Source organism: Arthrobacter sp. GMC3 (assembly GCF_002929305.1).
Taxonomy (GTDB): Bacteria; Actinomycetota; Actinomycetes; order Actinomycetales; family Micrococcaceae; genus Specibacter.
Window position 1 is genome coordinate 1 of the sequence record NZ_PJIO01000097.1, and the last position, 640, is coordinate 640.

1 protein-coding gene is annotated in these 640 nt (G+C 62.2%); it reads left to right on the top strand.

The window, feature by feature from the left end; all coding sequences use genetic code 11:
- Positions 1 to 272: 272 nt before the first annotated feature.
- On the top strand, positions 273 to 640 hold a 368-nt coding region (locus CXQ94_RS23825; RefSeq protein ID WP_219817120.1), incomplete at its 3' end, for an ATP-binding cassette domain-containing protein.

Sequence of the window (640 nt, forward strand, 5' to 3'; positions counted from 1 at the left end):
GAGCCGAGCCTGCCGGTTGCGCATGGCCACGGAGTGCGGCCTGCGCGTACAGCGCCGATTTCATCTATATAGATAGGGGCGCATCGGCGGCCAGCGAAACGTGACCGATTGGTCACACCGCTCAACGCCGCATCGCGCTTGGCGCATGTCGCATCGCATGCTAGGTTTGCGCCTCGCCAGGACGGCGAGCAGTTCGCGCGGAGCGCACCATCAGATATCTAGACCATGGCGGCCTTCGCCGGTCTGTAAGAGGACCCCTCATGGCCGAGGCCATCCCTGCACTGGCAATCCGCAATCTGCACAAGCGCTACGGCGATCTGGAAGTTCTCAAAGGCATTTCGCTGACCGCCCGCGATGGCGATGTGATTTCCATCCTCGGCTCTTCAGGCTCCGGAAAATCCACCTTCCTGCGCTGCATCAACCTGCTGGAAAACCCCCACGAGGGCGAGATTCTGGTGGCCGGCGAGCAGCTCAAGCTCAAGCGTGACAAGCAGGGCGACCTGGTCGCCGCCGATGGCAAGCAGCTCAATCGGATTCGCAGCGAACTGGGTTTCGTGTTCCAGAACTTCAACCTCTGGCCGCACATGAGCGTGCTCGACAACATCATCGAGGCCCCGCGCCGGGTGCTCGGCCAGAGCAA